This window comes from Halorubrum sp. Ea1 (assembly GCF_002252965.1).
Taxonomy (GTDB): domain Archaea; phylum Halobacteriota; class Halobacteria; order Halobacteriales; family Haloferacaceae; genus Halorubrum.
Genome location: NZ_NHPG01000119.1, coordinates 21,036 through 46,540 on the forward strand (window position 1 = coordinate 21,036; position 25,505 = coordinate 46,540).

At 70.5% G+C, this 25,505-nt stretch carries 28 protein-coding genes and 1 tRNA gene; 10 read left to right on the forward strand and 19 right to left on the reverse strand.

The window, feature by feature from the left end:
* Positions 1 to 82: 82 nt before the first annotated feature.
* A complete protein-coding gene (locus tag DJ73_RS14935; RefSeq protein ID WP_094558349.1) occupies positions 83 to 790 on the reverse strand; it encodes a hypothetical protein in 708 nt (235 codons plus the stop codon).
* Positions 791 to 1,071: 281 nt separating this feature from the next.
* Here DJ73_RS14935 and DJ73_RS14940 point away from each other — a divergent pair, with 281 nt between their 5' ends.
* Complete coding sequence (locus DJ73_RS14940; protein WP_094558350.1) at positions 1,072 to 2,160, forward strand: hypothetical protein; 1,089 nt, start codon at positions 1,072 to 1,074, stop codon at positions 2,158 to 2,160.
* A 19-nt stretch (positions 2,161 to 2,179) separates the two neighbouring features.
* On the opposite strand, the gene DJ73_RS14945 is transcribed toward DJ73_RS14940, so the two are convergent.
* Complete coding sequence (locus tag DJ73_RS14945) at positions 2,180 to 2,749, reverse strand: nitrous oxide reductase accessory protein NosL (RefSeq protein ID WP_094558351.1); 570 nt, start codon at positions 2,747 to 2,749, stop codon at positions 2,180 to 2,182.
* 105 nt (positions 2,750 to 2,854) lie between these two features.
* Between DJ73_RS14945 and DJ73_RS14950 the strand changes: the two genes are divergently transcribed.
* The 3 genes from DJ73_RS14950 to DJ73_RS14960 are packed head-to-tail and all read left to right on the forward strand — an operon-like array spanning position 2,855 to position 6,586.
* Complete coding sequence (locus DJ73_RS14950; protein ID WP_094558352.1) at positions 2,855 to 4,918, forward strand: NosD domain-containing protein; 2,064 nt, start codon at positions 2,855 to 2,857, stop codon at positions 4,916 to 4,918.
* On the forward strand, positions 4,911 to 5,726 hold the full coding sequence (locus tag DJ73_RS14955) for an ABC transporter ATP-binding protein (protein ID WP_094558353.1): 816 nt from the start codon (positions 4,911 to 4,913) through the stop codon (positions 5,724 to 5,726). The genes DJ73_RS14950 and DJ73_RS14955 overlap by 8 nt, the downstream gene beginning before the upstream one ends.
* A complete protein-coding gene (locus DJ73_RS14960; RefSeq protein ID WP_094558354.1) occupies positions 5,723 to 6,586 on the forward strand; it encodes an ABC transporter permease subunit in 864 nt (287 codons plus the stop codon). Before DJ73_RS14955 ends, DJ73_RS14960 begins: the two co-directional genes overlap by 4 nt.
* Positions 6,587 to 6,611: 25 nt before the next feature.
* Here DJ73_RS14960 and DJ73_RS14965 read toward each other — a convergent pair whose 3' ends face one another.
* Positions 6,612 to 6,980 (reverse strand): hypothetical protein, encoded by a 369-nt coding sequence (locus DJ73_RS14965; protein ID WP_241881518.1) that lies wholly within the window; start codon positions 6,978 to 6,980, stop codon positions 6,612 to 6,614.
* A 122-nt stretch (positions 6,981 to 7,102) separates the two neighbouring features.
* On the opposite strand from DJ73_RS14965, the gene DJ73_RS14970 reads away from it, so the two are divergent.
* The 4 genes from DJ73_RS14970 to DJ73_RS14985 all read left to right on the forward strand — a co-directional run bounded on the left by DJ73_RS14970 (position 7,103) and on the right by DJ73_RS14985 (position 10,022).
* Positions 7,103 to 7,606, forward strand: coding sequence for a winged helix-turn-helix transcriptional regulator (locus DJ73_RS14970; RefSeq protein ID WP_094522475.1), 504 nt, complete (start codon positions 7,103 to 7,105; stop codon positions 7,604 to 7,606).
* 119 nt (positions 7,607 to 7,725) lie between these two features.
* A complete protein-coding gene (locus DJ73_RS14975) occupies positions 7,726 to 8,577 on the forward strand; it encodes a sulfite exporter TauE/SafE family protein (protein WP_094558355.1) in 852 nt (283 codons plus the stop codon).
* A gap of 73 nt (positions 8,578 to 8,650) precedes the next feature.
* Positions 8,651 to 9,337, forward strand: coding sequence for an SCO family protein (locus tag DJ73_RS14980; protein WP_094522477.1), 687 nt, complete (start codon positions 8,651 to 8,653; stop codon positions 9,335 to 9,337).
* Between the two features lie 43 nt (positions 9,338 to 9,380).
* The gene (locus tag DJ73_RS14985; RefSeq protein WP_094522479.1) at positions 9,381 to 10,022 is read left to right on the forward strand and encodes a DJ-1/PfpI family protein; all 642 of its coding nucleotides are present in this window, start codon (positions 9,381 to 9,383) and stop codon (positions 10,020 to 10,022) included.
* A 5-nt stretch (positions 10,023 to 10,027) separates the two neighbouring features.
* Here DJ73_RS14985 and DJ73_RS14990 read toward each other — a convergent pair whose 3' ends face one another.
* The 8 genes from DJ73_RS14990 to DJ73_RS15025 all read right to left on the reverse strand — a co-directional run bounded on the left by DJ73_RS14990 (position 10,028) and on the right by DJ73_RS15025 (position 15,644).
* Entirely contained in the window at positions 10,028 to 10,501 is a 474-nt protein-coding gene (locus tag DJ73_RS14990) for a universal stress protein (RefSeq protein WP_094558356.1), read from the reverse strand.
* A 153-nt stretch (positions 10,502 to 10,654) separates the two neighbouring features.
* Entirely contained in the window at positions 10,655 to 10,957 is a 303-nt protein-coding gene (locus DJ73_RS14995) for a hypothetical protein (protein WP_094558357.1), read from the reverse strand.
* Complete coding sequence (locus tag DJ73_RS15000) at positions 10,954 to 12,270, reverse strand: helix-hairpin-helix domain-containing protein (RefSeq protein ID WP_094558358.1); 1,317 nt, start codon at positions 12,268 to 12,270, stop codon at positions 10,954 to 10,956. Before DJ73_RS15000 ends, DJ73_RS14995 begins: the two co-directional genes overlap by 4 nt.
* Positions 12,267 to 12,659, reverse strand: a complete 393-nt coding sequence (locus tag DJ73_RS15005; RefSeq protein WP_094558359.1) for a hypothetical protein — start codon at positions 12,657 to 12,659, stop codon at positions 12,267 to 12,269. Before DJ73_RS15005 ends, DJ73_RS15000 begins: the two co-directional genes overlap by 4 nt.
* Positions 12,649 to 13,245 carry a hypothetical protein gene (locus tag DJ73_RS15010; protein WP_094558360.1) on the reverse strand — a complete coding sequence of 199 codons (597 nt, stop codon included), beginning with the start codon at positions 13,243 to 13,245 and terminating at the stop codon, positions 12,649 to 12,651. The genes DJ73_RS15005 and DJ73_RS15010 overlap by 11 nt, the downstream gene beginning before the upstream one ends.
* A gap of 80 nt (positions 13,246 to 13,325) precedes the next feature.
* Positions 13,326 to 13,844, reverse strand: coding sequence for a hypothetical protein (locus DJ73_RS15015; protein ID WP_094558361.1), 519 nt, complete (start codon positions 13,842 to 13,844; stop codon positions 13,326 to 13,328).
* 228 nt (positions 13,845 to 14,072) lie between these two features.
* Positions 14,073 to 14,930 carry a hypothetical protein gene (locus tag DJ73_RS15020; protein WP_094558362.1) on the reverse strand — a complete coding sequence of 286 codons (858 nt, stop codon included), beginning with the start codon at positions 14,928 to 14,930 and terminating at the stop codon, positions 14,073 to 14,075.
* Between the two features lie 640 nt (positions 14,931 to 15,570).
* Positions 15,571 to 15,644 (reverse strand) — tRNA-Tyr (locus DJ73_RS15025).
* Positions 15,645 to 15,796: 152 nt separating this feature from the next.
* On the opposite strand from DJ73_RS15025, the gene DJ73_RS15030 reads away from it, so the two are divergent.
* A complete protein-coding gene (locus tag DJ73_RS15030) occupies positions 15,797 to 16,672 on the forward strand; it encodes a hypothetical protein (RefSeq protein ID WP_094522492.1) in 876 nt (291 codons plus the stop codon).
* A gap of 144 nt (positions 16,673 to 16,816) precedes the next feature.
* Complete coding sequence (locus DJ73_RS15035; protein WP_094558363.1) at positions 16,817 to 17,407, forward strand: NAD(P)/FAD-dependent oxidoreductase; 591 nt, start codon at positions 16,817 to 16,819, stop codon at positions 17,405 to 17,407.
* Positions 17,408 to 17,450: 43 nt separating this feature from the next.
* Here the strand turns inward: DJ73_RS15035 and DJ73_RS15040 are convergent, their stop codons facing one another.
* The 8 genes from DJ73_RS15040 to DJ73_RS15075 all read right to left on the reverse strand — a co-directional run bounded on the left by DJ73_RS15040 (position 17,451) and on the right by DJ73_RS15075 (position 25,496).
* On the reverse strand, positions 17,451 to 18,686 hold the full coding sequence (locus tag DJ73_RS15040) for an FAD-dependent oxidoreductase (protein ID WP_094522496.1): 1,236 nt from the start codon (positions 18,684 to 18,686) through the stop codon (positions 17,451 to 17,453).
* A 186-nt stretch (positions 18,687 to 18,872) separates the two neighbouring features.
* A complete protein-coding gene (locus tag DJ73_RS15045) occupies positions 18,873 to 19,106 on the reverse strand; it encodes a DUF2892 domain-containing protein (RefSeq protein WP_094522498.1) in 234 nt (77 codons plus the stop codon).
* Between the two features lie 52 nt (positions 19,107 to 19,158).
* Positions 19,159 to 20,958 carry an FAD-binding domain-containing protein gene (locus DJ73_RS15050; RefSeq protein WP_094558364.1) on the reverse strand — a complete coding sequence of 600 codons (1,800 nt, stop codon included), beginning with the start codon at positions 20,956 to 20,958 and terminating at the stop codon, positions 19,159 to 19,161.
* Between the two features lie 188 nt (positions 20,959 to 21,146).
* A complete protein-coding gene (locus DJ73_RS15055) occupies positions 21,147 to 22,019 on the reverse strand; it encodes a sulfurtransferase (RefSeq protein WP_094522502.1) in 873 nt (290 codons plus the stop codon).
* A gap of 135 nt (positions 22,020 to 22,154) precedes the next feature.
* Complete coding sequence (locus DJ73_RS15060) at positions 22,155 to 22,580, reverse strand: universal stress protein (RefSeq protein ID WP_094522504.1); 426 nt, start codon at positions 22,578 to 22,580, stop codon at positions 22,155 to 22,157.
* Between the two features lie 71 nt (positions 22,581 to 22,651).
* The gene (locus DJ73_RS15065) at positions 22,652 to 23,626 is read right to left on the reverse strand and encodes a Gfo/Idh/MocA family protein (protein WP_094558365.1); all 975 of its coding nucleotides are present in this window, start codon (positions 23,624 to 23,626) and stop codon (positions 22,652 to 22,654) included.
* 59 nt (positions 23,627 to 23,685) lie between these two features.
* Positions 23,686 to 24,198, reverse strand: coding sequence for a GNAT family N-acetyltransferase (locus DJ73_RS15070; protein ID WP_094522508.1), 513 nt, complete (start codon positions 24,196 to 24,198; stop codon positions 23,686 to 23,688).
* Complete coding sequence (locus DJ73_RS15075; protein WP_094558366.1) at positions 24,195 to 25,496, reverse strand: TIGR00300 family protein; 1,302 nt, start codon at positions 25,494 to 25,496, stop codon at positions 24,195 to 24,197. Before DJ73_RS15075 ends, DJ73_RS15070 begins: the two co-directional genes overlap by 4 nt.
* Positions 25,497 to 25,505 lie beyond the last annotated feature (9 nt).

The following is a 25,505-nucleotide window of genomic DNA, read 5'->3' on the forward strand; positions in this document are numbered from 1 at the left end:
ATATATTCTATTTAATAGATTTGAGTATTAAAAACAAACGCTTCGACACCCACGTGGATCAGCCGTATCGGGAGAAAACGCGTTAGCTGCTGCCGCTGCTCCCGATCGTGATTATCAGATCTTCCGTTTCAGTGCTCCCCGGCTCACCCGTTTCAACGGTTCCGGGGAGAGTCACGTTACCCCCAGGGGTGCCGGCACCGGTACTTACGTTCGTGTCATCCACGTTTGTGAGCAGTCCGTTGTCCGTGTCTCCTTTGTTGAATGTCACGTCGACGGTACCGTTCCTCACAACGCCGAAGAGCGATGATTCGGTCAGCGTTGCGTTCGGCGGCAGCTTGCGTCCGGGTTCGTCTGTCGGTCCGAAGACGATTGTGACGTCGTTGGCGACGAGGCTCACGTAGTTTCTATCGACAGTAGTACCGTACGTGTCGTCGAAAACCGGGAACAGCGATCGCCCGTCGTACTCTGTATCGTCGGCTTTCACCGTGACGTTACTCGACGCGGTGTTTACCAGAACGTCGGCAGTGCCGTCGTTACCAAGAATAGTGTTCGCGATGTTGTCCTCGATAGTAGATACAGCTGTCCCGTCTATGTTACCGGCGGGTTCATCGCTCAGATCCCCGTCATTCAACTGAACGACCCCATCGTCACCGAAATCGTTACCGAGCACGTTCACTTCCACCGCGCGCTGCGCTTCGACCGTGGTGAACGCTCCCGACCCGAACGCCGCACCAGTTCCGACCCCGATCATCCCGATGGCCCCCAACACGCTTCTGCGATTCAGCTTCATTGTTACGTCATCTGCTTGGTCGGATACCCACTTACTATTAGGCCGCGTTAGCGGGTTTCAGGCCGTCATTGAAGACGATTTCCCGTCGTAACGCCCGCAGTTAGACGATTCAACCCGACGCTGAAACGCCTAACGCGGTTCACTACTAACACCGTCGGTGGCGTGGGCCCTACCGTGAGCGTACGGGCCGCGCCGATGCCGACGATAGCGACGATGCCGAGTAGCCTCGGCCCTGTCGTCGCGCGGCGAGACCCGACTCGGACGACGAACTCGGTGGGAACATGAACCGCGCCATCGTCGCGCTCGCCGTCGTCGTCGTGCTGCTCGGGGGCGGAGCCGCGACCGGGGCCTCGTTTACCGACGGCGACGAGGTCGCGACGGACTCCGGCGTCTACCTGTCGCCCGCCGACAGCGAGAACGCCGACAGGTACGTCGCGTACGACGACGCCGGCGAGCTGCGGCTCCGCTTCGGATCGGTCCCGCCGGACGCGCGGACGAGCGTCGACGACCTGTTTCTCGTCGGGTTCGCCGGCTACGAGGGCGACAAGACCGGGGAGAACGCCACGACCGTCCGGATCGAAACCGAGACGGACCGGGTGACGCTGTACCGGATGGACACCGGCGAGCGCGTGACGGGCGGCGAGCTCACGTTGCGACCGAACTCGTCCGTCACGCTCGGCGCGACTGTCCCGCCGACGGTCGGGAGCTACACGGAGATCGTGCGGTTCACCGTCGACGTCCCAGAGGACGGGTCGGGATCCGAGACGAGTCCGGGCGACGGTGGGACCGGTGACGGCGGAGCGGATGACGGTGGGACCGGTGACGGCGGGGCGGGTGACGGTGGGACCAGCGACGGGACGGACGAGAGCGGAACCGCCGGCGGCGACACCGGGACGGGGGACGCCGACGGCGAGACCGGTGGCGACGACGCTGACGGGCCGGTCGGATCGGTCGACGGCGACTCCGACGCGGAATCCGGCGGCTCCGCCGACCAGGCCTCCGGCGCTGACGACGAGGGGCCGACGGCCGAGCCCGCCGGCATCCGGTTCAACGGGGTGCCCGTCGCGTGGTCGCTGTTCGCGGGCTTCCTCGCGGGGCTCACGAACTACCTCGTCCAGACCCGGATCAGGGACGTGCTCCCGGCGCTGAAGACGGAGCGGTCGAACCGCAGGGAGCGCGTGCGGAACGTCCTCGCCCGAGAGGCGGTGATCACGGTTGCCGTGATAGCGCTCACCGTGCTGGTGGCGGGCGTCCTGTCCAACGCCGGAATCACCGGGATCACGCGGCTCGTCGCGACGCTGGCGTTCTCGGCGATCGTCGGCACCGTGTCCGGGGCACGCGGCCTTCCGGACCTCACAGAGCGCCGTTAATCGCCTCCGGCCACGGTTCTCACAGCGCTTCCAGCGTCGATCGCTCGACGTCCGTCGCCGGCATCGGCTCCCCGCCGTACTCATCGACGAACGCCGTCACGTCCGCCTCCTCGCTGAACGGGATCAGCTCCGGCCCCATCGCGCCGACGACCTCGCTACGCGCGACGACGGTGAGATCGGTCGTTCGCGAGAACGCCTCGCTCTCGACGTGCGAGGAGAACATGACGTCGGAGCCCTCCTCGAACACCTCTTGCTCGACGAGCGAGTAGTCGGTGAGGAACGTCGCCAGCGGGGTCCGTCCGGCGTCCTCGGCGTCGAACCGGTAGGTGTACGTGCAGGTGCTGCTGCAGAACTGCCCCGGTCGCCCGCCCTCGGGCTCGTCGTCCTCGAAGTGGACCTGTCCGACCGGCCCGGGGTGGTCCTCGATTATCATTCCGCACTGGTCGCAGGCGCGCTCCCCGTCGAGCGAGATCGGCGTGATCGACGCGCTCTCTTCGCCGAGACAGCCGGCGGCCGCGAGCGCGATCCCCGCGCCGACTCCGGAGAGCAGTCGCCGACGCGACGTCGGCGGATGCTGGTGGTCTCCCATGCGTAACAGTTGCTGAACCATCGTCTTAGACCCTCTGGACCGATTCAATCCCCCGTTCGAGGAACGAACCAGATCGGATAAACCCCGGGAGAAATAAACGTCACCGTGACGAGATTCGACCCCTTCGGCGATCCGTCGCTCCCGGTCCGGCTGGCGCTCGCGGCGCTCGTCCTCGCCGCCGCGGCGGCGACGGCGGGGGCGTTCGTCGCCGATCCCGAGACGGCGGCGCCGTCGCCGGTCGCCTACGACGACGTCGTCGAGCTCGGCCTCTCCTCCGAGACGGACGCGCTGATGGCGGGATCGGCGACGATCCCGCGGACGCAGGTCTTCTACTCGCAGCTCCAGTACGTCGTCGGCTACAACGGCGTCGAGTCGTTCGCGGCGGCGCTCGAGGACGACCGGGCGGAGCGGCAGTTCGGCTACCCGGTCGTCGCCTACGTCGAGACGTTCGACGACGCGCGGCCGGGGACGACCGAGCGCGGCCTGTTCGACGCGGAGCTGGCCGGCGAGTGGACGCCGGCGCCGGAGGCGGTGTACGTGGTCGGGAGCGACGCCCGGAGCCCGGCGGGGGAGACGGTCGTCCCGTTCCGCGAGCGAGCCGCCGCCGAGGCGTTCACAGCCGACCACGGCGGGCGGGTGATCGACTGGGGCGCGGTCCGGGACCGGTCGTTCGACACGGACTCCGCGGCGGCGGTGCGCGGGATGGCCCCCGACCGCTGGACGGCGGCCGACCAGCGGATCGCGGCCGCCGACCGGCGCGCCGACCGACCCGTCTCCGTCGTCGTCGGCGAGGACGCGCCGACGATCGGGGCGGCGCTCGCGGCCGCGCCGGCGAACACGACCGTCGCCGTCCCGCCGGGCACCTACGAGGAGACCCTGACGGTGAACGAGTCGGTCACGATCGCCGGGGAGGACGCGCGCATACGCGGCGACGGGAACGGCTCGGTGATCACGGTGCGAGCGCCGGACGTGGCGATCACCGGGGTCGCGGTCGACGGCAGCGGGAACGAAACGCGCGACCCGGATGCGGCGCGATCGGGCCGCGACCCCGAGGGCGGGGCGTGGGACACCAACATCCAGCTCGGGTACGGCCACGGCGACGCGGGGATCCGCGCGATCGACGCGCCCGGGCTGTTCGTCGACGACGTGACGATCGAGGCGAGCGCCAGCGGCATCCTCCTCCGGGACGGCTCCGACGCCGCGGTCCGCGACCTCCGCGTCAACGGGACGGAGGAGTGGCAGGACGGGTTCATGGGAATTACTGGCATGCAGTCGCGGGTGACGGTGACGGACAGCGAGTTCGCGGGCGGCCGCGACGGGATCTACCTCCACCGCGCCGACGACTCCGTCGTCCGGAACTCCGAGTTCGCGGACAACCGCTACGGCGTCCACCTCATGTACACGAGCGACGCGCTGATCGCCGACAACGCCTTCCGAGACGAGCTCTTCGGCGGGGTAACGGTGATGACGCGCCCCTCGGGCAACGCGATCGTCGGCAACGACGTCCGGAACTCCAGCGCGGGGATCCAGGCCTCGGGGACCAGGGCGTACATCGGGTACAACACCCTCGTCGGCAACGAACTCGGCTTCTCGACCAGCTCGCGCGGGTCCCTGTACGAGCGCAACGTCGCCGCGAACAACGAGCTGGGGGCCCGCGCGACCACCGTCGTCCCGTCGAGTCGGGTCGTCGAGAACGACTTCGTCGCCAACGCGGACCACGCGGCCGCCGGGGCGGGCGCGCTCAGGGTCTGGGCCGACGGCGGCCGCGGGAACTACTGGGAGGGCGCGAACGTCGGGATCCACGACCCTGGCGAGCGCGCGTATCGACCCACCTCGCCCGTCGACGGCGCGCTCCACCGCGAGGTCTCCCTAGTCGCCGTGCGCGAGTCGCCCGCGGTCGCCCTCCTCGACCGCCTCCGCGGGACGGTCCCCGGCGCGCGTTCGGGGAGCATCATCGACCCCGCCCCGGCGACGGAGCCGTACGCGTCCGACCGGGTAGCGGCGGCGCTCGACCCGGACGCGGGACCGGTCCACGCCGACTGGCGCGCCCGGTCCGGCGGCGGAGAGGGCGATAGAAACGCGACCGGGACGAACGCGATCGGGACGAACACGAACGCACCGAACGCGACGAGACGCGGGGCCGCGACGAGCGGGGTGGCGGATGTCTGACGGCCTCGTCGCGAGCCTCTCCGGGGCGGCGCGGACGTACGGCGGCGTCCGGGTGCTCGACGACGTTTCGCTCGACGTCGAGCCCGGCGTCACCGCCGTCGTCGGCCCGAATGGCTCCGGGAAGTCGACGCTGCTGCGAGTGCTCGTCGGCGCGACGGAGCCGACCGCGGGCGAGGTCCGGTACACCGGTGCGACCGGGCCGAAGCCGATCGGCTACCTCCCCCAGCGGGTCCCGTTCCGGGACGGGTTCACCGCCCGCGAGACGCTCGCGTTCTACGCGCGGCTCGTCGGCGACGACCCGGACGCGGCGCTTGAGCGCGTCGGCCTCGGCGACGCGGGTGACAGGCACGTCGAGGCGCTCTCGGGCGGCATGCGTCGGCTGTTGGGCATCGCGCAGGCGGTCCTCGGGGACCCCTCGCTCGTGGTCCTCGACGAGCCGGCGAGCGGGCTCGACCCCGGGATGCGCGAGCGCGCGTTCCGCGCGGCCGCGAACCGCGCCGACGGCGACACCGGGGTCGTCGTCTCGTCGCACGCCCTCGACCTCGTCGACGCCCACGCCGACCGGATCGTGATCCTGCGTCGGGGACGGGTCGGCGCCGCGGGCCCCCTCGATCCACTGCTCGACGAGCACGGCGCGGCCGACGCGAGCGAACTCTACCGCGCCGTGGTCGGCGAGCCCGGCGCGAGTCGGGGCGCCGCGGACGCCGGCGACGCGGCGGAGGGAGACGGCGAGCGCGAGGGGAGCGACGGCGAGGGCGACGAGGACGCGGAGCCGGACGTCCACGTCACGGGGGTGTCGGACCGATGAGCGGCCGCCTCGCGGGAGTCTCGACCGTGTTCCGGCGCGAGATCGCGACGGTGGTCCGTACTCCCGGCTACGGCGTACTGGCGGTCGGCCTCCTCGCGGCCCTCGGCGGCCTCCTCGCGGCCGGTGGCGGCGGCGCGACCGGCTTCGTGCCGGCGGTCGTGGACCTGCTCCTCCCGACCGAGGCCCTGGTCCCGCTGGTCGCGGTGGTGTTGGGCTACCGCGCGCTGCTGACCGATGCCGCGAGCGGCGAGCTCGCGGTGATCCGGACGTACCCGGTCCGCGTCGGCGAGTACGTCGCGGGGGTGTTGCTCGCGCGGCTGGTCGCGCTCGTCGCCGCGGTCGGCGTTCCGTACGCGGCTATCGGCGCCGTCGTCTGGCTGACCGCCGCGCCGGACACGGGGATCTTCGCGACCCACACCGGCGTCGACTCGCCGCTGCTGTACCTGCGGTTCCTCGCGTTCGTCCTCCTCCTCGGCGCGGCGTACGTGTCGCTCGCGGCGGCCGTCTCCGCGCTCGCCGCGAGCCGCCGCAGCGCGATCGCGCTCGGGAGCCTCGCCTTGGTGGCGGGCGTGCTCGGCGGCGACCTCGTCCTGCTCCGATCGCTCGCCGCCGGGGCATCACCGACGACGGTCCCCGCGTCGATCGCGCTCGCTCCCAACGGGGCGTTCCGCGGGCTCGTCTTCGAGCACGTGATCGGCGTCGCCTTCGCGCCGGAGGGCGGGTTCGTCTCGACCGCCCGGGCGGTCGCGTCGCTGGTCGGATGGACGCTCCTCGGGGCCGTCGTCGCGGGCGTCACGCTCGCCTACGGGCGGCGCGTCGACGCGGCGGTCGAGCGCGTTCGCCGCGAGATCGGGGACTGAGCGGCCGCGTGAGGCGGCCCGCCGATCAGTCGGCGGTCGTGTCGTCCCCGACCGACCCCGGGGCGTACGCGTACACCGCGTAGAGGACGACCGCGGCGATGAGGAAGTCCAGGCTGTGTTCGACGTAGTGGTGCACCGGCATCGGGACGACGCCGAGGACGGTGCCCGCGCCCACGACCGAGCGGGCGAGGAGGGCGCCGACCGCGACGCTTATCAGGCCGTACTGGGCGCTCCGCCGGCGGCGGTAGGCGACGAGGCTCACGAGGAAGAGCAGCCCCGTTCCGAGGCCGGCGACGAACACGACGCCGAGCAGCGGCAGCGAACCCTCTACGCCCCATCCGCCGGCGGTCGCGCTCGCAGTCGCGGTCGCGCTCGCAATCTGGCTCGCGAGAATCGGACTCACGTTCTCGGTGTCTACTGCGGCGAGCGACAAGAATACTCCCCCGGCCGCTCCCACGCGGAGAGAACGCGCGGGCTCGTTTTAGGTGCCGATCCGGTAGCTCCAAGCGAGCACCAATGCCGGAGACCAGAGTCCGGGTTCGCCGACACGTCCGCGACACGCCGGGCGTCCACTTCAACCGGGTGAGCCGCGACCTCGACATCGCCACCGGGCAGGCGCAGTACCACCTGCGCCGGCTCGTCCGGGACGGCGAGGTCGCCGTGGAGCGGATCGGCGGCCGCGCCCACTACTTCGATCCGGCGTTCGACCCGTGGGAGCGACGGGCCGTCGCCTTCCTCCGCCGCGAGACCGCCCGCGAGATCCTCGTTCGGCTCCACGCCGAGGGGGCGACCCGCCCGGCGACGCTCGCGGCGGAGTTGGACCTCGCGCGGAGCACCGTCTCGTGGCACGTCTCGAACCTCACCGAGAGCGGGGTCGTCGAGAAGTCCGACGACCGGCCCGTGCGCGTCTCGCTCGCGCGTCCCGAGCGGACCGCGGCGCTCCTCGACGAGGTGTCGGCGTCGCTCCCGGACCGGATCGTGGACCGGTTCGTCCGGACCGTCGACGACCTGTTCGAGTAGCCCGCCCTCGCGGTCGCGGTCCGACGCCGTGACCGCGCTCCCCGCCGCCGGTAGATCGCGGGCCCCCGTTCGCCGATCGCACCAGATCCGTTAGGGCCGCCGCGTGCGTGGGTTCGGACATGCGCGAACTCGGGGGCGGCGTCGGCTCGCTCGGGGCCTCACTCGCCCCCGCGACGGCGACGTGCGAGCCCACCGGAACGATCCACTCGGCGGAGCCGCTGAGCCTCGGCGTCTTCCTGCTCGTCGGCCTCCTCGGCGGCGCGCACTGCCTCGGCATGTGCGGACCGCTCGTCTCCACGTACGCGGACCGGATGCGCGAGGGCGCCGCCGAAGGGCGAGCCGGCGGCCGGGACGACCTCACCGTGCGACAGGTGCGCCAGCACGCGCTGTTCAACCTCGGACGGACCGCCAGCTACGCCGCGATCGGCGGGCTGTTCGGCCTCGCCGGGAGCCTCGCGTTCGTGACGGGCCGCACCGTGACGACGGTCGCCGGCGACGTCCACGCGCTCGCGGGGATCGCGGTCGGCGGGGTCGTCATCGCGATCGGGGCGCGGTACGCGCTCCGGCTGGAACTCCAGCGGATCCCGGTTCCCGGGCTCGCCGCCGCCGCCGGAGCGGTGACCGGTCGGATCGTGCCCCGCGTGGACGCGTGGGTCGGCAGCTGGCGGATCGTCGGGCTCGGCGCCGCCCACGGCCTCCTGCCGTGCCCGCTGTTGTACCCCGCCTTCCTGTACGCGTTCGTCCAGGGGAGCGCGCTCGGCGGCGCGGCCGCGCTCGGCCTCGGCACCGTCCCGGCGCTGTTCGTCTTCGGCACCGCGTTCGGCGCCGTGAGCGTCGAGACCCGCATGCGGATCCACCGGGCGCTGGGCGTCGCCTTCGTCGCGCTCGGGTACATCCCGCTCCAGCACGGGCTCGCGACGCTCGGCGTCCCGCTGCCGCACCCCCCGATCCCGTACTACTCGCCGTTATAAATCCCGCGAGCGACGAGCCGCGTTCGACGGGCGCACCAGACCGGTTATGCGAGCGCGGTCCGACGACTTCGGTATGCAACGGCGAGCGGTGCTCGGCGGGATCGCTGCGGCGACGACCGGCGCGGTCGCCGGCTGCGCCTCGGTGCTCGGCGACGAGCCGGAAGGGGTCGTGCTCGGCCCGCAGGAGGACCAACTCGCGGACAGCGAGGATCTCGCGTATCCCGCGTACGGCCAACCACTCCCCGCGTTCGAGCTTCGGGACCCGATCGCGGGGGTGACGATCGACAGCGAGGCGCTCGATCGGACCGCGATCGTGACCGGGGTGTTCACCACCTGTCCCGTCGAGTGCGGGATCCTCCTTCGACGGCTGGTGTCCGTCCAGCGGCGGGTCGCCGACGCGGGACTGACCGACGAGACGGCCTTCCTCCCGATCACCTTCGACCCCGAGCGCGACGACGCGGCGACGCTTCGGGAGAACGCCGAGACGATCGGCGTGAACCTCGACAGCGGCAACTGGCACTACCTCCGCCCGGAGACGCCGGAGCGGGCGAAGGCGGTCGTCGAGGACCGGCTCGGGATCGGCTTCGAGCGGACGACCGAGAGCGAGCGACTCCCCGGGTACGACTTCACCCACGTCGTCGTCACCATGCTCGTCAATCCCGACGGGATCGTCGAGCGCGCGTACCGCGGCGAGCGGATCGACCGCGACCGCGTCGCCGGCGACATCGAGGCGGTCGCCGACGCCTTCGCCGCGGAGTGACAGCGGGGGAACGCACAAGCCGTCCGCCCCCCTTCGAGTCGGTATGAACGTGGACGTGCTGCTGTACGACGGCTTCGACGAACTGGACGGGATCGGTCCGTACGAGGTGTTCGACTACGCGCTGGAGTACGCCGGAGAGGGGGACGACCCGGCCGGGCGCGTCCGGTACGTGACCCTCGGCGAGCGCGACTCGGTGACCGCGAGCCACGGGACGCGCGTCGGGGTCGACGGGACCCTGCCCGAGCCGGACGCGGACGACGTCCCCGACCTGTTGCTCGTTCCGGGCGGCGGCTGGAACGCGCGCGACGCGGAGGCGAGCGCGTGGGCGGAGGCGCGGAAGGGGGACGTTCCCCGCGCGCTCGCGGCCCACCACGCGGCCGGCACGCGGATCGCCTCGGTATGCACCGGGTCCATGCTGCTCGCGGAGGCCGGCGTCACCGACGGGCGGCGCGCGGTCACCCACGCCGGCGCGATCGACGAGCTGCGCGAGTCGGGCGCCGAGGTCGTGGACGCGCGCGTCGTCGACGACGGCGACCTGCTCTCCGCGGGCGGTGTGACCTCCGGGATCGACTTGGCCCTGTACCTCGTCGAGCGGGAGTTCGGCGGCGACGTCGCCGACCGGGTCGCGACGGTCATCGAGTACGAGCGCCGCTACGAGGTCGCGGGCGGGGGCGGGGGCGACTGAGTCTGTCAGTCGCCGCCGTCGTCCGGGATCGGGGCGTCCGCCTCGCTCTCCTCGCCCTCGTTGCTCGTGACCTCGCCGTCGGCCTCGACCGTGATCACGGTGCAGTCGAGTTCGCTCCGGAGGAACGAGTCGATGTCCGGGTCGGAGAGGAGCTTCTGGACCATCCGCCGCCAGCGACCCGCCTGCTTCGAGCCGATGACGACGACGTCGGCCTTCTCGGCGACGATCTCCTCTAAGATCGTCTCCTCGACGAGGAAGCCGCGTCGGACGACGTACCGCGCGCGGTCCACCGCCCCGATCCGCCGCTCGACGGCGCGCTTGAGGTCGCTGCGGGAGACGCCGCCCGAGTTCTGATACAGGTCAACGTGGAGGATCGTGAGGTCGGCGTCGCGCTCATCGGCGACGCGGACGGCCTCTCGCAGCGTCGCCGCCGAGTGCGACGACGGCGGGAACCGGACCGGGACCACGACGAGAGTCATGTCCGGAGAGTTGCAGTGGAGGGATAAATACGCTGTCGGTGCGAATACTCGCGCTGAGAATCGAATGGCCCCGCTCGCACGACGGGAGCAGGGGCCACACGACGAGGGTGTCGGTCACACGACGGGGCCCCGATCATGGGATGGGAGCGCCGATCACGCGATAGGAGCGCCGGTCACGGCCGCGAACTGCTCCGGATCGAACCGAACGCCGCCGACGCTGTCGACCCACGGAAGCCGCCGCAGCCGCCGAGCGCGGTCGTGGGACACGCGGACGACCGCAAACCCCGATCGGTGATGGAGCACGAGCCGGCCGCCCGTCCCCACGAGCCCGAGCAGCCCGGTGACGAACGCGTCCTGGTCGACCGACTCCGGACGCTTCACGAAGAAGAACGCCTCCGCGTCGGGGTCGGGTCCCGCGACCTCGATCGACGCGCCGAACCGCTCCGCGAGGGTCACCGCTCCTCCGTCAGCCGGGTCGCCTGCTCGATCCAGTCGGCGGCTCGGCTCGTCGACGCCCGCGTGATCTCGGCGACCGTCTCCGGCTCGAGCGTCGACAGCCGCGCGACGGATCCGATCCCCTTCTCGCGGAGTCGACTCGCGTACGTCGGACCGATACCGGAGACGGATTCGAGCTCGATCGGCTCCTCGCGGCCGCCGAGCTCCTCCTGTAACGCGCGGACCCGTTCGACCGGGATCGACAACAGCTCGGCGAGCTCCTCCGGGTCCCGCTCCACGAGCGCGTCGAGGTCGGTGACGCCGGCGCGGCGCAGTCGGTCCGCGACGGCCGAGCCGTTCTCCGGGTCGACCTCAACAATCGCGCGGCGGAACGCCTCCATGCGCGCCTTCTCCTCGTCGTCGGTCCGTTCTTCGGGCCTCTCCTCAGCGGTCTCGTCGGAGTTCTCCTCTCCGGTCTCGTCGGCGGGCGCGTCGTCCGCGGGTTCGTCCGCGTTCGAATCGCTCCCTCCCGTCGCGTCCGAGTCGGTCGAGGCGCCGGTATCCGCCTCCGCGCTCGACTCGTCGGCCGACTCCGAATCGTCGCCGGGCTCCTCGGCGAGGACGAGGTCGACGGGAGCCCCGGGCTCGGCGACGGCGTAGGCGTCGGGGAACTGCTCGACGACGGCCCCGGGCGTCGTCGTCGGGTCGGGAGCGCGTTCGACCGTTCCGACCGCGAGGTCGGCGGCCGTCAGTCGGCTGACCGCGGCCTCGCGCGACAGCCCTCGTAGCTCCGGCACGTCGACGTACTCCGTCTCCGGTCGTTCCGGTTCGGTGCGGGGCGCCCGCAGCCGGAACGAGACCTCGCTGAGGTTCGCCGAGAGCGACGACTCGTCCAGCGAGGGGAGGTGCATCCGGACCCCCTCCTCGGTCTGGGTGACGTTCGCCTTGAGCGTGAAGTCGACGTCGTCGACGCGGTAGCGCTCGCTCGACAGGTCCTCGTCGGCCGCCTCCAGCGCCGCGCCGAGGTTCGAGAAGACGGTCTTCGGCTCCAGCGCCGGGCGCTCCATCTCCAGTTCCCGGACGCGCTCCTGAAGCCGCTCGCGGTCGTCCGTCAGCTTCGAGAGCTGGTGTTCGAGCGCGTCGCGTTCGGTCCGCACGTCGAGCACGTCGGTCTGGAGCCGGACGAGCGACTCCTGCTGCTCGGTGATCACCCGCTCGACCGCCGCCCGCTCGACGGTTTCGAACTTCTCGACGTCGACCTGGGGGATCTCCTCCAACTGAAACGTCTCAGCGATGCGATACGATTCGCTCTTGGCGTCGAACCGGTCGCTCATGGCCGACGCGACTCCGGCGGAACGGGCGCTATCTTGAGGCGTACCTCGCTCGCGATCTCGGCGTCCACCTCGTACTCGTCGACGGCGCGGTGATTGAGCGGCACCGCGCTCACGACGGGCTTGTACCCGCGGACCTCGTTGGTCTCCGGGTCTCGGATCTCCTTGCCCTCGACCGAGAGCGTCAGCTCCAGGTCCGCCTCGACCTCTGAGAACCGGAGCCAGGAGGCGTCGAGGTCGTACGCGAGTTCGCCGCTCTCGATCTCCCGTTCGAGCGCGCGCTGGGCCGCCATCGATCGGCGGTCCAACTCCTCCTGGCCCTCCGCGACCGAGAACGCGACCGAGCGGACGAACTCCGAGAGCGGTCGCGCGAGCCACTCGTCAGTCGGCACGGTCGCCTCCGCGTTCCGCGTCCGCTTCCGCCGGGGGGCCGACCCGCCTCGGCAGCGGCGTCGGTTCGAGACGCGCGGCCAGTCGAGCGTTCGCGCCGACCTCCCGGTCGAACCGCCGCCGGTCGATCACCGACTGCGTGCTCGCCGTGAGCCCGCTCGCGGGATCGTTTCCGTCGTCACCGAGTCGGTCGGCGTCGTCCGTCCCGTCGTCACCCGCGCCGGCGTCGTTGCCCTCGCGCTCGGCCACTCGCACGTCCGCCTCGACTTCGATCGTCGCCTCGCTGAACCGGTACCACGCGGGCGTGATCCCGAGTTCCAGCAGGGACCGACGCTCCGTCGCGGCCGGCGTCGCCGTGACCGAGCCGTCGGTGTCGATCGTCCGCGTGACCGACGGGACGACCTCGAGTTCGGTCTCCGCGAGCGACGCCCCCGTCGCCGCGCTGTGCGCGTCGAGCGCGGTCTGCGCGTCGGCGACGCCCGCGGCCAGCAGGGAGACGAGGTCGTCGAACGGGACGTCCGCGACCGGCTGAGTCGGTCGGCGGCGGGTTGTACTAGGCGGGGAAACGTGATGGGCTCGTAGTGGCATAGGTGTCGGTGTCGCGGGTGCGGATGCGGTCGCCGGCGAGAGCCGCGCTCTCGGGTGTCGGCGACCGGGACCCGATTCGATCACTCCTCGGTCGTGGTGCGGTTGTCGACCGTCTCGACCTCGGGGAAGAGGTACGGCGGCTCCGGCACCGGGACCATCGTGGTCTTCAGTTTGCTCGTCCCGTGGACCTCCTTCCCGAACTTGCGGTTGTGGCTCACGTCGGTCTGGATGCTGCCGCCCCACAGACCGAACCCGGCGTGCGCCTCGGCGCTGACGTCGATGTTCGTCTCCCGTTCGGTGGTCGTCTTGATGTCCATCTCGACCTCGATGACGGCCTCCGAGAACTGGTAGAACGTCGGGAACAGCCCCGCCTGCAGCAGCGAGACGTCTATCGCGTCCGCCGAGGAGTAGGTGACGTCGCCGTTCGAGTCGATCGTCCGCGTGATCGCCGGGACGACCTCGATCTCGGTCTCCGCGAGCGTCTTGGCGACCTCGACCGAGTTCATGTCCAACTGGTTCTGCGCGTCCGCGATCCCCTGCCCCATGCTGGCCACCATCTCGGGGAACGGTACGTCGAGTAGCTCCTGTCCTACAGACATTCTTAAGCAATAATCATAATAGATATTAAACTAGTATGTAATAAATTAGATAAGTTTTTCCGGTTTTTGTCTGCTTAACAGCGCTCGCGCCGTCGGTCGACGACCCTCGGGTGTCACGGATTCCGACTCGGCGGCGACCCGGGGGCGCTCCCGTCGGCCCCGGCACCTCGCCGAACGAGATTCGCGTCGCCGGTCTCGGCGTCCGCCCGTACAGACCTTCCGCCCCGATCAGAGGTAGCCGAGTTCTTTCAGTTGGTCTCGCACGTCGGGCTCATCCGTTATCGTTGGTTTCGCCTCGGGGCGTATCGTCTCGCGGTCCTCCGCGGTCGTCTCGACCCACGGAACCTTTTTCAGCGCCGGATGCGGCACGCCGAGGAAGTGACCGTACTGTCCGAGTTCCCCCAACAGTTCGGCGTGGTCCGACGTTATTACGACCTTCTCCGCGTCGAGGTTCTCGAGGAGCTCTTCGATCGAGTCGAGCACCACGCGCAGATTATCCAGATACATCGAATACAGGTCGTCGCGGGTTATTTCGCCGTCGGCTATCGTCTGGTACGGGTACTCTTCGGCGACGGTCATATCGCGATCCTCGGCGACGAGGCCGTGCACGAAAGGGCGATGGGGCTGGAAGTACTGAACGACGAGCCGGTCGGACTCGCCGCGTCCCGCCGCGACCGCCCGCTCGGTGATGTACGCCGGGCCTTGTATCGTTCCGACGGTCGACGTGCGGTCCGAGACGTCACTGAACGGTCGGTCGTGGTCACGCGTGAACTCCACGTAGTCGAAGCAGTCGACGTCGACCGTGCTCCAGTCTGCGAAGAGGAACGGGGTCGTGCCCCTCGGTTCCAAGTCGTGTTCCGCTAACACCGCCCTCGCGTTCGGATTCGAACTCACGAGTGCGGTCTCGGAAATGCTCTCAGCGTACTGCTCACGAAACGTCTGGACGTACCACTCCTGCGAGTTGCTTCCGACGCTCCAAATGCTGTCGACGGTCTCGATGAAATCGTACTCGGGCGCCACCTCCCGCATCGCGTCGACCCGAGCGGAATCGAGAACGATCAACGCGTCCCAGTCGCGTTCGTACACGTTCGTGCCTATCGGATACCGAGAAGTGACCGAAAGCCACGCGCCGGCATACACAAAAAACAAACTTTTGATGAGACCATCGATATCACGGTTCGCGGCCGCAGAGGCCGTCTGCCCGACCCAGCGTTTGAGATCCGTTCCCATATCCGAACGTCATACCGCGGTAGTATCATTATAGACGTCTTAACGCTGGGATAATAGCACGCGGTTGTCACTGCCGTCGCATACGCGCTAGATGCGTCAGCGTCGGTTGGTCGACGTCCGAATCGCCTCTCCGGACCCCGATTTACTCGATTAGTCGATATTGTTTCCCACCGGTAACATGTGCGATCGGTTCGGAGTAGCGATAGAACCCTTCTGCGAGGATTCAGTTCACGCTCCCCGAGTTGAAATCGCCGAGACAGTCCGGACGTGCGGCTCGCTCCGCTCGCCGTTCCGGGCTGTGACTCGTCTGCTCAATTCGATCCGCGAAACTCCTGACTGCTCACGTCGTTCGCAGGAGAAGTCCGCCCTCCCCGAATTGAACGCCGGAAGACGTGCTCGCTTCGCTGCGCGCGCCTTCCGAGCCCTCGTTCGCTTCGCTCACGAGAACGGGGGACAAGTCGATCTACAGTCGACCATGAATCGGCTTGAAAACCAGTCCGCCCTCCCCGAATTGAACGGGGGACAAGTCGATCTACAGTCGACTGCTCTACCAGGCTGAGCTAAGGGCGGTCACTGAAACATAGCCGCTGGATTCGACTTAAGGGTTCCCTTTCAGCGCAGGTGTGATCCGCCGTACCGCGGGCGCCTCGGGCACCGCCCGGCTCGCTCCGATCTCGCCCGCCGCGCGCGGTTTTTAAGTCGCTCGCGGCGGGAGCGGGCGTATGGCCGACGGCGACGACAGACAGGCGACGTTCGGGTCGGACGGGAGCTTGGAGACCGACACGACGCCGGACGCGACCGGCGACAACGACTTCGGCGAGCCGAAGGAGGCGAACGAGACCGACGGGGGGTACAACCGCTACGCCGTCTCCAGCCTGCTCCAGAAGGCCGTGCGCCGCTCCGACGAGGAGGTCGCCGCGTGGGCCGCCTGGGAGCTGGCGCGCTCCGGCTACTCGTGGAACCTCTGGGACCGCCTGAACCTCTACGTCGTCGAGGACCTCCGCGCCGGCAGCGACGTCGCGCTCGCGATCCAGCGCTACGAGGAGCTCGCTACCGAGCGCTGGGAGCCCGCCGAGTGGAAGGGCCGCCTCTGCGCGATCCACGCCGCGCTGGCGGCCGCCCGCGCGCGGTCGACCCGCGAGGGCCCCAACGCCGACGAGTACTTCCGCGCCGTCGCCGACCGCCGCGCCGAGGCCCGCGAGCGCGGCGAGGAGCCCGCCCACGACTTCCCGGTCGGCGACCTCGAACCCGGCGGCGAGTTCGACGCGATCTTCGACGGCCACACCGGCGAGGGGTCGAAGCTGGGGCGCGGCACGCGCTTCTTCAAGACGCGCGGCGCGCGGGTCGGACCGGAGGGGGAAGGCGAGCACAGCGCCCGCTGGCAGCGCCTCGCGATGCTGCTCGACGACGACCGCGACTACTCCGCCGCCGAGCTCGACCGCGCCGTCGAGCCCGTCGACCCGGACGACCCGTGGCGCGAGCCCGAGACGGTCGGCGGCGGGGACGACGAGAGCGCGGAGGGAGACCGGACCGGCGAGGGCGAGAGTCGGAACGGATCCGACGACGCCGACGGGTCACTCTCAGACTTCTCGTCGTAGTCGCCGGCTGACCCGCGGACCAGCGGACCGCCGACCGCCGCCCGTCGACCGCCGACCGCCAATCGCCAATCGCCGACCGTCCGCTACCGCACCCGTGTCGCCGGTTCCGCCAACGCTTATCAGCCCGGCTTGGGAAGTGACGGCATGGCAGACGTAGCGATCGTCGGTGGCGGACCGGCCGGACTCAGCGCGGGGCTGTTCGCGGGCAAGAACGGGCTCGACGCGGTCCTGTTCGACACCGACAAGACCTGGATGCACAAGGCGCACCTGTTCAACTACCCCGGGATCGGCTCGGTCGGTGGCGACGAGTTCCTCGCGACCCTCCGCCAGCAGGCGGACGACTTCGGCGTCGATCGGAAGCAGGGCGAGGAAGTCACCGACGTCGCCGAGTCGGACGCTGGGTTCGCGGTGACGACCGAGGCGGGCGAGTACGAGGCCGACTACCTCGTGCTCGCCACGGGCGCGAGCCGCGACCTCGCGGAGTCGCTCGGCTGCGCGCTCGGCGACGACGAGACGGTCGACGTCGACGTCTCGATGGAGACCAGCGTCGACGGCGCCTACGCGACGGGCGGGATGGTCCGCGCCGAGGAGTGGCAGGCGGTCATCTCGGCCGGCGACGGCGCCGCCGCGGCCCTCAACATCCTCTCGAAGGAGAAGGGCGAGCACTACCACGACTTCGACGTCCCCGACACCGCGACCTCGGTGTTCGGCGACCTGATCGACGACGTCGAGTAGCCGGACTCGCCCCCGGCGCCCTCCCCGTCCGATCCCCGCCGTTTCAGTCGTCGTCAGCGGCGGCGCTCACGACGCCGGCGTCGGTCGGGTTCGCCCCGCCGTACCGTTCGACGAACTCGTCGAGCCGAGCGGGGTCGTCGGCGCCGGGGAGCGGCTCCGTCGCGGTGTCGCAGCCGGCGTCGACGCCGAGTCGCTCGCAGACGCGGTCGGCCGTCAGCTCGGCCATCTCCCGGTAGGTCGTCAGCTTCCCGCCGACGACCGTGTGGAGGTTCCCGACGCCCTCGTCGGCGTGGTCGATCACGGTGAATCCGCGCGAGATCCCGCGCCGGTTCGATCCCGTCTCGTCCGGCGCGTACAGGGGGCGGACGCCCCACCACCGTCTCACCTCCGGGGCCTCGGCGACCGCGGGGAGCATCGCCGCGCACTCCTCGATCGAGCGCTCGACCTCCCAGTCGGCCGTCTCGTACTCGTCCGGGTCGTCGACCGGGACGCTCGTCGTGCCGAGCACGGCCTCCCCCTCGTGGGGGACGACGATGTCGCCGTCGTCGGGGTCGCGACACCGGTTCAACACCGGATCGAGCCCGTCGTACTCGACGGATATCATCACGCCGCGGCTCGGCGCCATCCCCACATCGACGCCGGCCAGGTCGGCGATCCGGTCGGCCCACGCCCCCGTCGCGTTGACGACGTGGTCCGGTCGGAGCGCGGCGTCGACGTCGCCGCCGACGCGCACGGTCGAGACCGCGCCGTCGGCCGTCTCGACGGCCTCGACGGGCGCGTCGGTGTGGACGGTGGCGCCGTGTCGCTCGGCGTCGGCCGCGTTCGCGGCGACCAGCCGAGAGGGATAAATCACGCCGTCCGGCACGCGGAACGCCTCCGCGACGTCGTCGGAGAGCCCCGGAACGACCGCCTGCGCCTCGTCGGCGTCGAGCCGCTCGGTCTCGATCCCGATCTCCTCGCAGGCCGCCACCTTCTCTTCGAAGTAGTCCGGGTCGTCGCCGCCGAGGCGGACGAACAGCCCGTCGGTCTCGCGGAGGCACGCCCCGGCGATCTCGCGGAGCGTCCGGTTCTCGCGGAGGCACTCCTCGGCGCCTCGGGGGTCGTCCTCCGCGTAGCGGGCGCCGCTGTGAAGCAGGCCGTGCGAGCGCCCGGAGGTGCCGCCGGCGAGCCCGCCGCGGTCGACGAGCGTCACGTCGACGCCGCGGAGCGCCAGGTCGCGGGCGACTCCGGCCCCGGTCGCGCCGCCTCCGATCACGAGGACGGTCGGGGTGTCGCTCACGATCGGCCACCTCGGTCGGCGAAGCGGTTCGCGCGCACGTACACGACAGTCATCGGTCTGCGTCGCAGGCTCATGTCACACGTTACGACTAGCCACACTTGAGGCTACCGTCGCCGGTGGTTCGAAACCGTCGAGAAGAACCGTCTCAACCCTTCTGTACGTGAAAGCTCGGACCGGTCGAGGGTCTTACCGGGAGCCGCCGGCCGACGCCGGGCACGTGTCGACGCCGAGCAGGGAGTAGAGCGCGCACGTGCCGGTCGCGGCGGTCCCGAGCATGATCAGCGAGACGACGCCGAGGACGGGCGCGGCCAACGCCGGCACCGGAACCGCTCCCGCGAGCGTCGCGAGCGAGGCGATTCCGAACACCGCACCGAGGGCCGTTCTGACGCGCTTGTCCGTGGAACCGACATTCTGGTTCATGATTCACAATACGGTACACACATGTAAATACGTTCCCACGCCGGCTCGTCGGTCAGCCGTCGTCGTCGAAGGCGGACAGATCGGTCTGACGACCGCGCCGACGCCCGTCAGCGGTCGCCTCGCCGGCACCGCCGCTCGCTTCGGCCCCTCGTTCCGAGGCCTCGCTCCCGTGCTCCTCCGCGATCGCCCGTGCGGCGTCGAGTCCGCCCGAAAGGGAGGCGCGGCGGGCGATCCGCTCGTCCGCCAGCCTAGCGGCGGCCTCGGGATGCGCGTCGTAGTACCGCCGCTGGAACTCCTCGCGGGCCGCCTCGAATTCGATGACGGGGTAGGGGTACTCCTCGCCGATCGAGACGCCGCACTCAGCCTGAACGGCGAGCGGGGCGTGCTCGGGGCGGTCGAGGTGCTCGACTGGGAGCGGCTCCAGTTCGGGAACCCACCGCGCGATGAACTCCCCGTCCGGGTCGTGGTCGCGGACCTGCTTGCGCGGGTTGTAGAGCCGGAGCCCGGGGCGACCCACGAGCCCGCACTGCGACTGCCACTGCGTGTAGTTGATCGCGGCGTCCGCGTCGATCAGGTGCTCGTGGAAGTGGTCCGCGCCGATCCGCCACGGCTGCTGGAGGACGTGGAAGTAGACGCTCGCGCAGAGCGCCCGCATCCGGAAGTTGAGCCAACCGGTCTCGCGGAGGCAACGCATGCTCGCGTCGACCATGGGAAACCCGGTCTCGCCGGCCTTCCACGCCGCGACGAGCTCCGGGTCGTGTCGGTCCCGGTTGAATCCGGCGTACACCGGGTTGACGGCCTCGTCGAGCCACCCCGGCCAGTCGACCAGCTTCTGCCGGTAGTGGCGGTTCCAGAACAGCCGGGAGACGAACATCGACTTCCCCCGGCCGTCCGGCGCGTGCTCGTCGACGTACCGGTGGACCTCCCGAAGCGAGAGACAGCCGAACCGCAGGTACGGCGAGAGGCCGCTCGTGCCCTCGCGGGCGTCGACCGGCGAGGAGATGTTCCCGGGGTAGTCGCCGAGCCGCCCGGCGAACGACGCCAACCGATCGCGGCCCACCGCCCGACCGCCGTCCGGCACCATCGATTTCTCGGGGGTCACGTCGTAGGCGGCCGCGACGGCCTCGGGCGACGGAACGAACGAGTCGCCGGTGTCCGGGGACGAGTCGGAGCCCGATCCCGATCCCGGTCCGGTCGCTATCCGCTCCACGTCGACGCGTCGCGGGTCCCAGTCGTGCGCGTCGGCGGCCAGCCACGACTCGATCGCTCCCTTCCACTCCCGGCGCGAGCGATCGGCGTCGCGGACCAGTCCGTCGCCGTCGACGAACTCGACGCCGATCTCGTCGCGGGCGCGCTCGTCGCGCCGGAGTCCGTACCGACCGGTCACGCTCCGCGTCGCGACCACGTCCCAGCCGGCGTCGACGAAGCGACCGAGCACCTCGATCGGGTCGCCGTGGGCGTACGTCAGGCCCGGCGCGCCCACGTCGCGGTACTGTCGGTCGAGGTCGCGCAGGGAGTCGTGAAGGAACGCGATCCGGGCGTCGCACGCGAGGCCGCGGTCGCCGTAGAAGGCGGGATCGAAGACGAACAGCGGGAGAACGACGGGGTCGGCGTCCTCCGCGGCCGCCGTCCCGTCAGCGTCCTCCGCGGTCGCCGCCTCGTCGGTATCGCGCTCCGTCGCCGCGGCCGCGGACGCGGACGCGGCCGTCGCGAGCGCGGGGTTGTCCGCGATCCGGAGGTCCTCGCGGTGCCAGACCACGGTGCCGGCCTCGGTCGGCGACCCGGTGACCGACCGAATCGCCTCCGGATCCGGGACCGTCGGCGGCGTCGGGGCGTGGTCGTCCGCACCCATGTTCGATCCCGGATACGGGCTCTCGCCGCAAGGCCTTGTCGGCGGCGGCCCGGGTGGCCGGCAGACCCGGACGGCCGGCGGCCGACACCGCGGAGACCTTGCCGCCGAACGGGCGTGCGCGGCGTCCTCCTCGCTTAGTGACTTATTTAAATAGCGTCAGCGGGTCGACGGCGGCGACCGAGCGCCGCTTACTCGCCCGTCTCGATCGGCGCGCCGACGAGGTTGCCCCACTCGGTCCACGAGCCGTCGTAGTTACGGACGTCGTCGTAGCCGAGCAGTTCGTGCAGGAGGAACCACTCGATCGACGAGCGCTCGCCGACTCGGCAGTAGGTGATCGTCGACTCGTCGCCGTCGACGCCAGCCTCGCTGTACAGCTCGCGGAGCTCGTCGGCGCTCTTGAACGTGCCGTCCTCGTTCAGCGTGGTCCCGATCGGGACGCTGCTGGCGCCGGGGATGTGGCCGCCGCGCTGGGCGGTCTCGTTGAGCCCCTCGGGCGCGATGACCTCGCCGGAGAACTCTTCGGGCGAGCGGACGTCGACCATCGGGATCCCCTCCTCGATCGCCTTGTCGATGTCGTCCTTGTAGGCGCGGACGCTCTCGAAGGGGCCGCGGGCCTCGTAGTCGCGCGGCGTGAAGTCGGGCTCCTCGGTCGTGAGCGGGTAGTCGTTGGCGACCCAGTACCCCTTCCCGCCGTCGATAACGCGGACGTCATCGTGACCGTAGTACTTGTAGATCCAGTAGCCGAACAGCGCGAACCAGTTCGGGACGCGGCCGCCGCCGTAGACGACGACCGTCGTGTCGGCGTCGATTCCGGCTTCCCCGTTGCGGGCCGCGAAGTCCGCCTTCGAGACGATGTCGCGCTCCGTCTCGTCGGTGAACACCTCGTCCCACTCGAAGTTCAGCGCGCCGGGGATGTGCCCCTCTTCGTACGGCGTGTACTCCGACTCGTCTGTGACGGTCGGATTGTTGATCTCGACGAGCCGGTGATCGGAGTCGTCGTCCTGAAACGCGTCGAGGTTCGATTCCACCCAGTCCGCCGTGACGAGTACGTCCTCAGACATCACCTCATGTTACGCGGGCGACGGTTTTGAAGGCCCGGTACTGGTGGTCATTGCCGTCGTCTCTGACGCCGCGGCCGCCGCGGACGTCCTCGGTCGGCACTCCTCGCCCGTCGAGCGCGGCGATCGCGGCCGACGCTACCGGATCACAGTCACCGGCACGTCCGCCTTGTCGACGACGCTCTTCGCGACGCTGCCGACGACCTGCTCGCGCTCCTCGCTCAGCCCCCGGTGACCGACGTATATGGCGTTGACGTCCGCCTCGGCGGCGTAGTCGGCGATCGCGTCGGCCGGGCGACCGGTGAGCAGCTGCGTCTCCACGTCGATGGACTCGTCGCCGACCGCCTCCTCGGCGACCGTCTCGGCGTTGGCGAGGACGCTCTGGCCGGCCTCGACCGCGGCCTCCTCGCCCGGGAGGACGATCGTTCCGTCGACGAGCTCCGAGTCCGGCGTCAACACGTGGGCGATCTCGAGGGTCTCGTAGAACGCGACCGCCTGACGCGCGGCGTACCGGACCGCCTCATCGCTCTCAGTCGATCCGTCGGTGGCCACGAGATAGCTCATATCCGAAGGTCGCGGCGGCACGCATATAACTCCTGTCCGGCGTTCTCACGTCCTGCGGTTCCGGTCCGCCGTCAGCCGTCGAGGGCGACGCGGTCCCCGTCCGACGCGTGGATCGCTTCGAGCGCCGCCTGGACCCGGGTCGCCTCCCCGAAGGAGACGAGGTCGCCCCCGTCGCCGTCCATCGCCCGCGCGAACTCGGTCAGCAGCGCCGCGGTGGTGTCGCCGCGCTCGTCGACGAGGGTCCGCTCGCCCTCGCGGCCGCGGTCGCGAACGAGCCGGTGCCACTCAGTCAGCGAGAGCGACCCGTCGTCCCCGACGACCGTGACGACGTTCTCCTCCTCGCCCTCGTGGTCGCAGAGCAGGTCGATCGTCCCCCGAACGCCGTCGGCCCGGAACGTCCCGACGACGTCGTCCTCGTACGCGTCCGGCCCCGCGTAGCCGACGTCCGCGCTCACCGCGTCGACGGCGCCGAACAGCTCCCGGACGCCGAAGAGGAAGTGGGTCCCGACCTCCCGCAGCGGGCCGCCCTGTTCGCGCGACTCCAGCCACGCGACGTCCTGCCACTCGCGCGGCCACTGCGGGAAGCGGAACCGGAGTTCGACCCGGCGCGGGTCGCCGATCGCGCCCGCTTCGACCAGCTCTCGAAGCCGGACGAATCCGGGCGTGTACCGGAACGGGAGGTTCACCGCGGTCGCGAGGTCCCGGTCCGCGGCGAGGGAGCTCATCCGCCGGCCCGCCTCGGCGTCCGCCGCGATGGGCTTCTCGCAGATCACGTGTCGGCCGGCGTCGAGCGCGTCGGTGACCACCGCCTCGTGAGCGAGCGGGGGGACGCCGACGTAGACGGCGTCGAGCCCCTCTCGCTCCGCGAGCGCCGCGTGATCGGTCATTGTCGCCGTCGACGCCGTGCCGTAGTCGGCCGCCAGGGAGGCGGCCCGGTCCGCGTCGAGGTCGCAGGCCGCGGCGAGCTCGTACCGATCGTGGGCGTCGACCGCGGCGGCGAGCCGGGTCCCGATCACGCCGCAGCCGACGATGCCGATGTCGTACATGGATCCGGGGAACGGGCAGGGAGGCTTGTACCTTCGGAAGGGGGTCTCGCGGCCGCGACTCAGTCGCGGTCGACCGGTCGCGCGACCATCTCGCCCCACGATTCGAAGCCGTGGCGGTCGTAGAACGCCCGGGCGCGCTCGTTCGCGGGGTCGACGTCGAGCACCACCCGGTCCAGCGGGAGCGACTGGTCGCCCGCGAGGTCGACGGCGGCGGCCATCAGGTCGTCGGCGACGCCCGTGCCGCGGTGTTCCGGGGCGACGTAGAGCTCGTTTATCACGGCCGCGTCCCAGATCATCGCCAGCCGCTCGGGAAGCACGAAGACGTAGCCGACGACCGACTCGCCCTCCCCCTCGTCGACCGCGACCGCCACGCACCGCTCGTCGTCGGCGACGCATCGCTCGACCCACGCCAGCCACTCCTTCCGGTACTCGTCGGTGAGCTTCCCCTCGTAGACGGCCGCCTTGTCGTCGCCGCCGGTGTTCGCGCCGAGCCCGCGCTCGAAGGCGAGCTTACACTCGTACAGGTCGTCGGCGTCGCTCGCGGGATCGTACGGTCGAAGCGCGACATTCACGCCTCATCGCCCCCGTTCCCGGCCTCGATGTCGCCCCCGTTCCCGGCATCGATGTCGTCCCCGTCCTCCAGCACGAACTCCGCGAGCGTCGGCACGAACGTCCCGATGTCGGTGACCATCCCCACTGCCTGCGCCGAGCCCCGGTCGAGCAGTTGGGTGACGGTCGCGGGGTTGATGTCGACGCAGACGGTCTTCGTCGTCGACGGGAGGCAGTTGCCGACGGCGACCGAGTGGAGCAGCGTCGCGAGCATGATCACGATGTCGGCCTCGTGGGCCTGCTCGCGGATCGCGTTCTGCGCCTCGACGGCGTCGGTGATCGTGTCCGGCAGGGGCCCGTCGTCGCGGATCGACCCCGCGAGGACGACGTCGACGTCGCGCTCGACGCACTCGTACATCACGCCCTCGGTGACGATCCCCTCCTCCACGGCGGGTTCGATCCCGCCCGCGCGGATGATCTCCGAGATGGTCCAGATGTGGTGTTTGTGCCCCTTCCGCGGGTGTTCGAGCGTCTCGACGTCCATCCCGAGCGACGTGCCGTACAGCGAGCGCTCCAGGTCGTGCGTCGCGAAGCCGTTCCCGGCCGAGAGCGCGTCGACGTACCCCGCGGCGACGAGGTCCGCGAGCGCGTCGCCCGCGCCCGAGTGGATCACGGCCGGCCCCGCGACGACCATCACGGTGCCGCCCGAGCGCTTCACCGCGCGGAGCTCCGCGGCGACCTCGCGGATGGTGGACTCGGAGGGCCGCTCCGCGGAGACCCCGCCCTGCATGAAGCCGAAGGCGCCGCCGCCGCTCCGCGGGCGCTCCGGCGGCCGCACTCGGATCCCCGACTGGTCGGTCGCGATCAGGTCACCCTCCTCGACCGCGTTGAGCACCTTCGTGTGCGCTCGCGGCTCGCCGTTCGGACCGCCGTCCGGCTCCACGACCAGCGCGCAGTCCATCTCGATCCGCTCGACCTCGGTCCACTCCCCGTCGTACAGCACCTCGGTCGGGTGGTTCGTGGTGGAGTAGAAGTCGGGCGGCACGACCCTGTCTTCGGGGGCCGCGACGAGGTCAACGTCGGTCGGACTCTCGAGCACCGCGCCGTTCTGGTGGAGCTCGTGGAGGATCGCCCGGAGCGTCTCCGCGTCGTCGGCCGAGACCGTCATCCGGCAGTAGGACTCCTCATCTTCGTGTTTTCCCACGTCGAACCGCTCGACGTCGAAGGAGCCGCCGAGGTCCATCACCGCGCCGAAACAGCGCTGCATCGTCCCGCTGTCGATGATGTGCCCCTCTATCTCGACGGTGCGTTCGTGGCTCATACCGCACCG

Bases quoted from the DNA above. Each gene is read 5' to 3' on its own strand.
- DJ73_RS14935 (WP_094558349.1), bottom strand. From the start codon at position 790: ATGAAGCTGAATCGCAGAAGCGTGTTGGGGGCCATCGGGATGATCGGG.
- DJ73_RS14940 (WP_094558350.1), top strand. From the start codon at position 1,072: ATGAACCGCGCCATCGTCGCGCTCGCCGTCGTCGTCGTGCTGCTCGGG.
- DJ73_RS14945 (WP_094558351.1), bottom strand. From the start codon at position 2,749: ATGGGAGACCACCAGCATCCGCCGACGTCGCGTCGGCGACTGCTCTCC.
- DJ73_RS14955 (WP_094558353.1), top strand. From the start codon at position 4,911: ATGTCTGACGGCCTCGTCGCGAGCCTCTCCGGGGCGGCGCGGACGTAC.
- DJ73_RS14960 (WP_094558354.1), top strand. From the start codon at position 5,723: ATGAGCGGCCGCCTCGCGGGAGTCTCGACCGTGTTCCGGCGCGAGATC.
- DJ73_RS14970 (WP_094522475.1), top strand. From the start codon at position 7,103: ATGCCGGAGACCAGAGTCCGGGTTCGCCGACACGTCCGCGACACGCCG.
- DJ73_RS14975 (WP_094558355.1), top strand. From the start codon at position 7,726: ATGCGCGAACTCGGGGGCGGCGTCGGCTCGCTCGGGGCCTCACTCGCC.
- DJ73_RS14980 (WP_094522477.1), top strand. From the start codon at position 8,651: ATGCAACGGCGAGCGGTGCTCGGCGGGATCGCTGCGGCGACGACCGGC.
- DJ73_RS14985 (WP_094522479.1), top strand. From the start codon at position 9,381: ATGAACGTGGACGTGCTGCTGTACGACGGCTTCGACGAACTGGACGGG.
- DJ73_RS14990 (WP_094558356.1), bottom strand. From the start codon at position 10,501: ATGACTCTCGTCGTGGTCCCGGTCCGGTTCCCGCCGTCGTCGCACTCG.
- DJ73_RS15000 (WP_094558358.1), bottom strand. From the start codon at position 12,270: ATGAGCGACCGGTTCGACGCCAAGAGCGAATCGTATCGCATCGCTGAG.
- DJ73_RS15010 (WP_094558360.1), bottom strand. From the start codon at position 13,245: ATGCCACTACGAGCCCATCACGTTTCCCCGCCTAGTACAACCCGCCGC.
- DJ73_RS15015 (WP_094558361.1), bottom strand. From the start codon at position 13,844: ATGTCTGTAGGACAGGAGCTACTCGACGTACCGTTCCCCGAGATGGTG.
- DJ73_RS15030 (WP_094522492.1), top strand. From the start codon at position 15,797: ATGGCCGACGGCGACGACAGACAGGCGACGTTCGGGTCGGACGGGAGC.
- DJ73_RS15035 (WP_094558363.1), top strand. From the start codon at position 16,817: ATGGCAGACGTAGCGATCGTCGGTGGCGGACCGGCCGGACTCAGCGCG.
- DJ73_RS15045 (WP_094522498.1), bottom strand. From the start codon at position 19,106: ATGAACCAGAATGTCGGTTCCACGGACAAGCGCGTCAGAACGGCCCTC.
- DJ73_RS15050 (WP_094558364.1), bottom strand. From the start codon at position 20,958: ATGGGTGCGGACGACCACGCCCCGACGCCGCCGACGGTCCCGGATCCG.
- DJ73_RS15055 (WP_094522502.1), bottom strand. From the start codon at position 22,019: ATGTCTGAGGACGTACTCGTCACGGCGGACTGGGTGGAATCGAACCTC.
- DJ73_RS15060 (WP_094522504.1), bottom strand. From the start codon at position 22,580: ATGAGCTATCTCGTGGCCACCGACGGATCGACTGAGAGCGATGAGGCG.
- DJ73_RS15065 (WP_094558365.1), bottom strand. From the start codon at position 23,626: ATGTACGACATCGGCATCGTCGGCTGCGGCGTGATCGGGACCCGGCTC.
- DJ73_RS15075 (WP_094558366.1), bottom strand. From the start codon at position 25,496: ATGAGCCACGAACGCACCGTCGAGATAGAGGGGCACATCATCGACAGC.